The 9577-nt window shown below is 73.2% G+C and carries 8 protein-coding genes and 1 pseudogene; 2 read left to right on the forward strand and 7 right to left on the reverse strand.

Features of this window, described 5'->3' with window-relative positions:
• The 3 genes from ABZW03_RS30270 to pdhA form a co-directional block, all read right to left on the reverse strand.
• The coding region (locus ABZW03_RS30270; RefSeq protein ID WP_355265190.1) for a biotin/lipoyl-containing protein at positions 1-464 on the reverse strand (464 nt) is incomplete at its 3' end.
• 15 nt (positions 465-479) lie between these two features.
• The gene (locus tag ABZW03_RS30275; protein WP_355265208.1) at positions 480-1457 is read right to left on the reverse strand and encodes an alpha-ketoacid dehydrogenase subunit beta; all 978 of its coding nucleotides are present in this window, start codon (positions 1455-1457) and stop codon (positions 480-482) included.
• The gene (pdhA, locus tag ABZW03_RS30280) at positions 1454-2608 is read right to left on the reverse strand and encodes a pyruvate dehydrogenase (acetyl-transferring) E1 component subunit alpha (RefSeq protein WP_355265193.1); all 1155 of its coding nucleotides are present in this window, start codon (positions 2606-2608) and stop codon (positions 1454-1456) included. The genes ABZW03_RS30275 and pdhA overlap by 4 nt, the downstream gene beginning before the upstream one ends.
• Before the next feature lie 426 nt (positions 2609-3034).
• Here pdhA and ABZW03_RS30285 point away from each other — a divergent pair, with 426 nt between their 5' ends.
• Complete coding sequence (locus tag ABZW03_RS30285) at positions 3035-3694, forward strand: response regulator transcription factor (RefSeq protein WP_189913240.1); 660 nt, start codon at positions 3035-3037, stop codon at positions 3692-3694.
• Between the two features lie 64 nt (positions 3695-3758).
• Positions 3759-4859, forward strand: a complete 1101-nt coding sequence (locus ABZW03_RS30290) for a phosphotransferase (RefSeq protein ID WP_355265196.1) — start codon at positions 3759-3761, stop codon at positions 4857-4859.
• Positions 4860-4911: 52 nt separating this feature from the next.
• Here ABZW03_RS30290 and ABZW03_RS30295 read toward each other — a convergent pair whose 3' ends face one another.
• The 4 genes and pseudogenes from ABZW03_RS30295 to ABZW03_RS30310 all read right to left on the reverse strand — a co-directional run.
• Positions 4912-6639, reverse strand: coding sequence for a protein kinase (locus ABZW03_RS30295; protein WP_355265199.1), 1728 nt, complete (start codon positions 6637-6639; stop codon positions 4912-4914).
• 112 nt (positions 6640-6751) lie between these two features.
• A complete protein-coding gene (locus ABZW03_RS30300; RefSeq protein ID WP_355265202.1) occupies positions 6752-8176 on the reverse strand; it encodes a protein kinase in 1425 nt (474 codons plus the stop codon).
• Positions 8177-8478: 302 nt separating this feature from the next.
• A complete protein-coding gene (locus tag ABZW03_RS30305) occupies positions 8479-9093 on the reverse strand; it encodes a bacterial proteasome activator family protein (RefSeq protein WP_355265205.1) in 615 nt (204 codons plus the stop codon).
• A 288-nt stretch (positions 9094-9381) separates the two neighbouring features.
• Positions 9382-9577 (reverse strand): annotated as a pseudogene (locus tag ABZW03_RS30310) (hypothetical protein); the annotation flags it as partial.

Raw genomic sequence — 9577 nt, forward strand, 5'->3', positions numbered from 1 at the left:
GTCGCGGCGACCGGAGCCGGAGCGGTCGCGGCGACCCTGGTGGTGGTCGTCCGCCGCGCCCGGCGCTGGGTGCCGCCGGTGCGCGGGCCGTACCCGACCAGCACCTCGCGCCGCTCGGGCACGGCCTCCTCGGCGGGAGCCGGGGCCGGCGCCGGAGCCTCGGCCGGAGCCGCGGCGGGGGCGGCCGGAGCCGCGGCCCCCGCCTCCCCGGCGACCGCGACCGAGATGATCACGGTGCCGACGTCGACCGTGGCGCCCTCGGGGAAGTGCAGCCGCTCGACCACCCCGTTGAACGGGATGGGCAGTTCCACGGCCGCCTTGGCGGTCTCCACCTCGCAGACGACCTGCCCGTCGGTGACGGTGTCACCGGGCTTGACGTACCAGCTGAGGATCTCGGCCTCGGTGAGGCCCTCGCCCACGTCGGGCATCTTGAACTCGCGGAGCGAGCGAACTTCGGTGGTCATCTTCGCTCCCCCGGATCAGTACGCGAGCGCGCGGTCGACGGCGTCGAGCACGCGGTCCAGGTCGGGGAGGAAGGCCTCCTCGACCCGGGACGGCGGGTACGGCGCGTAGTAGCCGCCGACCCGCAGGACCGGTGCCTCCAGGTGGTAGAAGCACTTCTCGGTGAGCCGGGCGGCCAACTCCGCGCCCATGCCCAGGAAGACGGGCGCCTCGTGCACCACGACGGCCCGGCCGGTGCGCTTGACCGACTCCTCCAGGGCGGCGAAGTCCACCGGGGAGAGCGAGCGCAGGTCGACGACCTCCAGCCGGCGGCCGTCCTCCTCGGCGGCCGCGGCGGCCTCCAGGCAGACCTTGACCATCGGGCCGTACGCGATCAGCGTCGCGTCGGTGCCGGGCCGGACGATCCGGGCGTCGTGCAGGCCCAGGTCGGCGGCGTCGCCGACCTCGCCCTTGTCCCAGTAACGGCGCTTGGGCTCCAGGAAGATGACCGGGTCGTCGGACTCGATCGACTGCCGCAGCATCCAGTGCGCGTCGTGCGCGCTGGCCGGGGTGACCACCCGCAGGCCGGCGGTGTGCGCGAAGTACGCCTCGTGCGACTCGCTGTGGTGCTCGACCGCGCCGATGCCACCCGCGTAGGGGATGCGCACGGTGACCGGCAGCTTGACGTGGCCCAGCGCACGGGCGTGCATCTTGGCCAGCTGGGAGACGATCTGGTCGAAGGCCGGGTAGACGAAGCCGTCGAACTGGATCTCCACGACGGGGCGGTAGCCGCGCAGCGCCAGGCCGATCGCGGTGCCCATGATGCCGGACTCGGCGAGCGGGGTGTCGATCACCCGGTCCTCGCCGAAGTCCTTCTGCAGGCCGTCGGTGATCCGGAAGACGCCGCCGAGCTTGCCGATGTCCTCGCCCATCAGGACGGTCTTCGGGTCGTTCTCCAGCGACTTGCGCAGCGCTCCGTTCAGCGCCTTGGCGATGCTCAGCTGACCGGCCATCAGTGGTTCTCCCCCGCCTCGAAGGAGGCCGCGTACTCGACGTACTCGGCCCGTTCCTCATCGACCAGCGCGTGCGGCTCGCTGTACACGTGGTCGAAGATCAGGGTCGGGTCCGGGTCCGGCATGCCGCGCACGCCCTCGCGCACCCGCAGCCCCAGCTGCTCGCTCTCGGCGTCGACGGCGTCGAAGAACTCCGCGTCGGCCAGGCCCTCCTTCTCCAGGTGGGCGCGGAGCCGGGTGATCGGGTCCTTGGCCTTCCAGGCCTCGGTCTCCTCGGCGTGGCGGTAGCGGGTGGGGTCGTCGGAGGTGGTGTGGGCACCCATCCGGTAGGTGAACGCCTCGATCAGCACCGGGCCGTTGCCGCTGCGGGCGTGGTCGAGCGCCCAGCGGGTGACCGCGAGGCAGGCCAGCACGTCGTTGCCGTCGACCCGGACGCCCGGGAAGCCGAAGCCGGAGGCGCGGCGGTACAGCGGGATCTTGGTCTGGGTGGTGGTGGGCTCGGAGATCGCCCACTGGTTGTTCTGGCAGAAGAACACCACCGGCGCGTTGTAGACCGAGGCGAAGGTGAAGGCCTCGTTGACGTCGCCCTGGCTGGAGGCGCCGTCGCCGAAGTACGCGATCACCGCGTCGTCGGCGCCGTCCTTGCTGATGCCCATCGCGTAACCGGTGGCGTGCAGGGTCTGCGCGCCGATCACGATGGTGTACAGGTGGAAGTTCTTCTCGTTCGGGTCCCAGCCGCCGTGGTTCACGCCGCGGAACATGCCGAGCAGGTTCAGCGGGTCGACGTCGCGGCACCAGGCCACGCCGTGCTCGCGGTACGTGGGGAAGGCGTAGTCGCCGGGGCGCATCGCGCGGCCGGAGCCGACCTGGGCGGCCTCCTGGCCGAGCAGCGAGGCCCACAGGCCGAGCTCGCCCTGGCGCTGGAGCGCGGTGGCCTCACCGTCGAACCGGCGCACCAGCACCAGGTCGCGGTAGAGGGCGCGCAGCTCCTCGGGAGTGGTGGTGAGGGGGTAGTCCGGGTGCTCGACCCGCTCGCCTTCCGGCGTGAGCAGCTGGACGAGCTCCGGCTGGGCGTCCTCGCCCTTGGCGCGGAGGGTGTCAGGGACGCCGGGGGCCGCCTTCTTGCGAGCCCTCGCCGTGCTTTTGACGGTCACGTTCACTCCTCGGTCTGTCCGGCCGCCCGGGGTCGCCGGTGACCGGTCCGGTCACCGCCTCGCGGGGCGCGCGTGGGTGTGCGCTCCCACTGCGGGGCAGGTGGTGATCCTGTTCCGACGGCGTCCCTCACGAGAACGTTACCCAGCGTCCGCCCTCGACGCGCTTGCGCTAGGACGTCCTACTTGTTCAGGGCCTACAACCCCGAGGGTGCCGCGCTCGGCTCGCCGTCGGAAGGGTGGGGGTGACGGTCGGCGTGACGCAGCTCTCAATTCGAGCGCCTTCAGGACACCAGCGCACGTTATCCGGGCAGACGCCCGTACGTAAGGGGGTTCTCGGTATCGGTTTCGGACGGTCCTGGCCGGATCGCGTCGTCGTGGAGGTGCGGGTGATAGGTCTTTCGTACGGTGGTATGGGAGGCTTTGGACGTGACTGATAACGGACAAATCAGGGTATTCCTGCTCGACGATCACGAGGTCGTCCGGCGGGGCGTGCACGATCTGCTCTCGGTCGAGGACGACATCGAGGTGGTCGGCGAGGCCGGTACAGCCGCCGAGGCACTCACCCGGATCCCGGCGGTCCACCCGGACGTGGCGGTGCTCGACGTCCGGCTGCCGGACGGCAACGGGGTCGAGGTCTGCCGCGAGATCCGGTCCAGGCTGCCGGAGATCAAGTGCCTGATGCTGACGTCGTTCTCGGACGACGAGGCGCTGTTCGACTCGATCATGGCGGGCGCCTCCGGCTACGTACTGAAGGCGATCCGCGGCACCGACCTGATCACCGCCGTCCGGGACGTCGCGGCCGGCCGCTCGCTGCTCGACCCGGTCGCGACCAGCAGGGTGCTCGCCCGGCTGCGCGACGGCGGGGAGAAGGAGGACGAGCGGCTCGCCCAACTCACCAAGCAGGAACGGCGGATCCTCGATCTGATCGGCGAGGGGATGACGAACCGTCAGATCGGCAACGAGCTGCACCTGGCCGAGAAGACGGTGAAGAACTACGTCTCCAGTCTGCTCGCCAAGATGGGCATGGAGCGGCGCACCCAGGCGGCCGCCTTCGTGGCGCGGCACCAGGCCGACCACCAGTACTGACGGAAAGCTTCACAGAACTGACGGTTTGTCAAGGGCCCCCACAAGGGGGCCATAACCTCTGCACGTGACTTTCAGCCAGACCCTCGCCTGCGCACCGGCCCGCCCCGACCTCTCCGCACCTCCGATGGGGACCCTCAGTCCACCCGTCCCGCTGGGCGCGCTCGCCGAGGTCCTGACCCGCTACCGGACAGGGCGGCTGCTGACCGCCGAGCCGGTCACCGAGGGCCTGCTGAACCGGGGGTACCTGGTCACCACCGAGGCCGGGCCGTACTTCCTGAAGTGCTACGTCGACTCCGCCACCGCCAGCCGTCCGAAGATCCTCGCCCACCACCGCGCGATGGCCGCGCTGAACACCCTCGGACTGCCCGTCGCACCCCCGCTGGCCTGCGCCGAACGCTCCGGCACGGTGGTCTCCTGGGGCGGCCGGCTGTTCGCGCTGTTCCCCTGGGTCGAGGGCCGGCACCGGCACGGCGGCGAGCTCGACCCGTCGCAGTGCGACGCGCTCGGCGCGCTGCTCGGCCAACTGCACGGCGCGCTGGACGACGTCTGCGCCCCCCTCGAACAACCCGCCGGCTACCGGAGCGCCGACCCCGTCGACAGCGCCGCCCTCGCCCGCGACCTGCGGTGCCGCGCCCGGGAGCACCACCCGGCCGGGGAGTTGGACGCCCTGGTGGTCGAACGGCTCACGGAACGGCTGGAACTGCTCGCCGAGCACGCCCACCGCCGCCCCGCCCCGGAGGCCGCCCCGCCCACCGGCTGGACCCACGGCGACTTCCACGGCCTCAACCTGCTGTACGGCGACGGCCCGCGGGGCGGCCGGGTGGCGGCCGTTCTGGACTGGGACAAGCTCGGCCCGCAGCCGCGCGCCGAGGAGGCCGTCCGGGCCGCCACGCTGCTCTTCAACGACCGTACGTCCGGCGTCCTCGACCTGGTCCGGGTCCGCCGCTACTCACAGGCCTACCGGGCCTCCGGCGCCGCCACCGCCGAGCACCTGGCCGCCGCCGTCCACCGGGTCTGGTGGGAGCGGCTGAACGACTTCTGGATGCTGCAGTGGCGCTACCAGCGGGCCGACCACCGGGCCGACCCGCTCTACCCCGCCTCCGCGGGGCAGTTGGCGTGGTGGTGCCAGGAGTACGAGCAGGTCCTGGACGCCTTCGCCAACTGACCGGCTCCGGCCGACCGACGGCCGACCGGCCGGAGCCGGTCGGCCGTGCCCCTCAGTTGCTCCCGGCCGGCGGAGGCGGCGAGGCCGGCTGCGTCACCGGCGGGATCGTCTTGGTCGGCAGCGGGTTCGGCGGCGGCGTGCTGCTGCCGGCCGTCGCACCGCCGGTCGAGGTCGCCGGCGCCGTCCCGGTCGGCGTGTGGCTCGCGGGCCCGGTCGGGGTCGGGCTCGGCGTGTGCTTGCCCGTACCCGGCGACGGCGACATGTTGTTGCCGCTGTTGGTCCCGGTGTTGTTGTTCCCGCTGTTGGTGGCCGGGTCGGTCGGCTGCTGCGGCTTCTTGCTGCCCGAGGCCGAGGTCGGCGCGGTCGTCGGACCGCTCTGGGACGGCACGGTCGTCTCGCTGCTGGTGACCACCGGGGCCTGCGTCGGGGTCACCTTGGGGTCGGGGTGGTCGGTGCCGCTGAGCGCGAACGCGATGCCCGCGCCGGCCGCGACCAGCACGGCAATCGCACCGGCCACCCAGCCCCACGGCCCGCGCCGCCGGCCGGAGCCGTCGCCGTCCCCGTCCGCGCCGTCGCCGCCCCCGCCGTACGGGCCGCCGGCCGCCGGGTAGGGCGAGGAGGGGGTGTGCGGGCCGCCCGTCGAGTACGGCAGCACGGAGGTCTGGTCGCCGGGGCGCACCGCGCCGAAGGCCGCGGTGGCCGCCGTCTGGTCCGGCCGGAGCACCTGGGTCGCGCCGGTGTCGCCCGCGGCCGCGCCGGCCCAGGCGGCCCCGCCCGCGCCGTGCATCTCGCGCAGCGAGTGCTGCACGTGGGCGCGGAACTCGTCGGCGTCCTGGAAGCGGTCGTCCGGGTTCTTGGCGAGCGAGCGCAGCACCAGCGGGTCGAGCCCGGCCGGCACCCGGCCGTTGGCCTGCGAGGGCGGCACCGGCAGGTCCTGGACGTGCTGGTAGACCACCGAGAGCGGGGTGTCGCCGGTGAACGGCGGGCGCAGCGTGAGCAGCTCGTAGAGCATGCAGCCGGCCGCGTACAGGTCGGAGCGGTGGTCGACCGGCTTGCCGAGCGCCTGCTCGGGCGAGAGGTACTGCGGGGTGCCCATGACCATGCCGGTCTGGGTCATCGTGGTGGCCCCGCCGGTCAGCGCGCGGGCGATGCCGAAGTCCATCACCTTGACCGCGCCGGTGTTGGTGATGATCACGTTGGCGGGCTTGATGTCGCGGTGGACGATGCCGTTGCGGTGGCTGTAGGCGAGCGCCTCCAGCACCCCGGCGATGATGATCAGCGCCTGGTCGACCGGCGGCGCCTCCTCGTCCGCGAGCAGCTCGCGGACGGTGCGGCCCTCGACCAGCTCCATCACGATGTACGGCGTGGACTCGTCCCCGACGTACTCCTCGCCGGTGTCGTAGACCGCGACGATCGAGTGGTGGTTGAGCGCCGCGACGGCGTGTGCCTCGCGGGTGAAGCGCAGCCGGGCGACGTCGTCCTGGGCCAGTTCCCCGCGCAGCAGCTTGACCGCGACGGTGCGGCCGAGCCGCACGTCCTCGGCGGCGAACACCTCGGCCATGCCGCCGCGCCCGAGCCGGTGGGTCAGCCGGTAGCGGCCGTCGCCGACGGTGCTCAGCGGCACGGCGGTGCCGCGGCCCGGGGTCTGCGGGCCGCTGCCGAACGGGGGCAGCGCCGAGGTCGCGGCCTCGGCACCGGGCTCGGGGATCCTCGGGGTTCCGCCGGTCCGGCCGACCGCTCGGACACCCGCGTCGTCGTCCGGCTGCTGCGTCTGTGCCATCGCTCCTCGCCCCGGGCGTTCGCTCGGATCGCGGTGCCCTGTCGCTTACGTATCCCCGAACGCTACCGCTTCCGGCGGACGACCGTGGTACCCCCGAACCGGCCGGAAACCGTCAGAGCAGGCCATTCCGGTCGGCGGGGAGGTCGACGACCAGCACGTTGGCGGGACGCTCCGAGGTGCTGAACTTGCCGCCGGTCTTCTCGTTCGCCTTGTTGACCACGATCGCGATGATGATGCCCGCGAGCACCAGCACGCCGACGATGATCCCGATCACGACCACGGCCGTCGAGCAGCCGCCGCCGCTGGTGGGCTGCTTCGGCTGCTGGTACGGCGGCATCGGCTGCGGCGGCGGGGTGTGCGCCTGCGGCGCCCCTTGCTGGAGGAACTGCGGGTGCGGGGTGTGCGGCGCCTGCGGCCGCGGGGGCTGGAAGGCCGGCGGCGGGGTCTGGTACTGCTGCTGCGGGAAGGGGTGCGGGGTCTGCGGCGCCTGGTAGGCGGGCGGCGGGGTCCGGTACTGCTGCTGCGGCGGCTGCGGCTGGAAGGGCTGCGGCGTCTGCGGGGCCTGGGGCGCCTGCGGAGCGGCGTGCACCGAGCGCGGGCCCTCGTTGATCACCAGCGGGGTGCTGGCCTGCAGCCGCTGCCCGTTGCCGCCGCCCTTGGCGGCCTCGATCAGCCGCTCCGCCTCGTCCCGCATCGCCGCCGCGCTCTGGAACCGGTGCGCCGGGTCCTTGCGCAGCGCCTGGGCGACGAAGGCGTCCACCTCGGGGGTGATCGAGCGGTTGAGGGTGGAGGGGGCCGGCGGCTCCTCCTGGACGTGCTTGTAGGCGATCGAGAACGCCGAGTCGCCGTCGAAGACCAGCTGGCCGGTGATCATCTCGAAGAGCATCACGCCGACCGAGTACAGGTCGGAGCGGGCGTCCACCGGCTTGCCGAGCGCCTGCTCGGGCGAGAGGTACTGCGGGGTGCCGACCACCATGCCGGTCTGGGTCATCGACGTGACGCCGGATTCCAGCGCGCGGGCGATGCCGAAGTCCATGACCTTGACGTTGCCCTTGCGGTCGAACATGACGTTGCCGGGCTTGATGTCGCGGTGCACCAGGCCCATGTCGTGCGAGGCCTCCAGCGCGTTCAACACGCCGACGGTGACCTTCAGGGCCTCCTCGGCCGGCATCGCGCCGTACTGGCCGATCGCCTCGTTGATCGCCTCGCGCAGGCCCTGGCCGTCGATCAGCTGCATGACGATGTACGGCGTGCTGGAGCCGTCCGGGGCGATGTCCTCGCCGCTGTCGTACACCGTGACGATGTTCGGGTGCTCCAGCCGGGCCACGGCCTGGGCCTCGCGGCGGAACCGCTCCTTGAACGAGTCGTCCCGGCCCAGCTCGCTGTGCATGCTCTTCAGCGCGACCTGCCGGTCCAGCACGCTGTCGTAGGCGAGGTGCACGGAGGCCATGCCGCCCTCGCCCAGCAGCCGCTGCAGCACATAGCGGCCGTTGCCCAGGGAGAAGCCCTCGACCGCCGCGTTGCCGTGCTCGCTCATGGTCCTCTGCTCCCCCTCGGCGCGGCCGTGCTTGCCGCAGCCTGACGTTCGGTCTCGTCCGTGCTGGTGGGCCCGGCCCGCTGGCCTGGCGGGCCCCTGCCGCGGCGGTTCCACCGGCCGGCGACAGGGGCCAGGGTATCGGCTCGCGCCGACGGTGATCGGTCCAGGGCCGGGCGCGGCCCCGGGCCCGCGGCGTCCGGTCCCCGGAGGCCCGGGCCGGGGAGGACCGTCGTGGTACGTCCGGTCCGGACGGCGGTCGGCGCGGACCGGACGCACCTGCCGACGGGCACCGCCGGGTGCGGCTACAGGTACGGACCGGAGCGGATGCCGCGGCCCTGGCCCGGCTCGTCGTCGTCCGACTCGCTGGTGTGCAGGCCGGGCGGCAGCGCCCGCCGCATCTGCTCCAGCTGGGCCCGGGCCGCCATCTGCTGCGCGAACAGGGCGGTCTGGATGCCGTGGAACAGGCCCTCCAGCCAGCCGACCAGCTGGGCCTGGGCGATCCGCAGCTCGGCCTCGGTCGGGATGGTGTCGTCGGTGAACGGCAGCGACAGCCGTTCCAGCTCGGCGACCAGCTCCGGGGCCAGCCCCAGTTCGAGTTCCTTGATCGAGCTCGCGTGGATGTCCTTCAGCCGAACCCGGCTCGCCTCGTCGAGGGGAGCGGCCCGGACCTCCTCCAACAGCTGCTTGATCATGCTGCCGATGCGCATGACCTTGGCGGGCTGCTCGACCATCTCGGTCACCGGGAGCTCGCGGGGCACGTCGCCCTCGTCGTCCCCGTCCCCGGCCGCGCCGGCGAACCCCTGGCCCACGGGCAGCCCGTCCGGTCCGACGATCAGCACCTTCTGGCCGTCCTGCGACTGCCCGCCGGCGGCCCGGAAGGGCTCCTGCGACGGGCGCTCGTTCATCGGATTCGTCATGAACAACATTCTCTCTCACTGGGGTTGGTCGGGCGGAAGCCCCCGGTCGTCCCGCCGTCCTGCGCCACCCATGACGACGGTACGCCCCCGGGCCCCGGGCGGGAATCCGTACGGATACTCAGTTCCCGCGCTCCGTCCGCCGACCGCCCGCGCCCCGTCCGCCGCCGGGCCCCGGCCCCGCCGGCACCGGCCCGCCGCCCCGCACCCGCCGGAACCCCGGCCCCGCGCCGGGCGCGTCGCACCCCGGCTCCCGCGCCCCGCGCCCGCTCCCGCGCCCGGTCTCCCGCCTCAGCTCCGGCGCAGCCGCAGGCCGACCAGGCCCAGACCGCAGCCGATCAGGCCCAGGCCGACGCCCAGCGGGAGCTGGGTGGTCGAGGCGTCCTGCCAGCGGGCGGGGAAGATCGCGGGCACGGCGGCGACGGCCGCGACCGGCTGGCCGGCGGCCGCCACGGCGGTGTCCGGAGCGGCCTGGTCCGGCCAGATC

It is taken from the genome of Kitasatospora sp. NPDC004799 (assembly GCF_040609095.1).
In the GTDB taxonomy this organism is placed as follows: Bacteria; Actinomycetota; Actinomycetes; order Streptomycetales; family Streptomycetaceae; genus Kitasatospora.

Coding starts and splice junctions, on each gene's coding strand:
- ABZW03_RS30295 (WP_355265199.1), bottom strand. CDS start 6,639: ATGGCACAGACGCAGCAGCCGGACGACGACGCGGGTGTCCGAGCGGTC.
- ABZW03_RS30300 (WP_355265202.1), bottom strand. CDS start 8,176: ATGAGCGAGCACGGCAACGCGGCGGTCGAGGGCTTCTCCCTGGGCAAC.
- ABZW03_RS30305 (WP_355265205.1), bottom strand. CDS start 9,093: ATGACGAATCCGATGAACGAGCGCCCGTCGCAGGAGCCCTTCCGGGCC.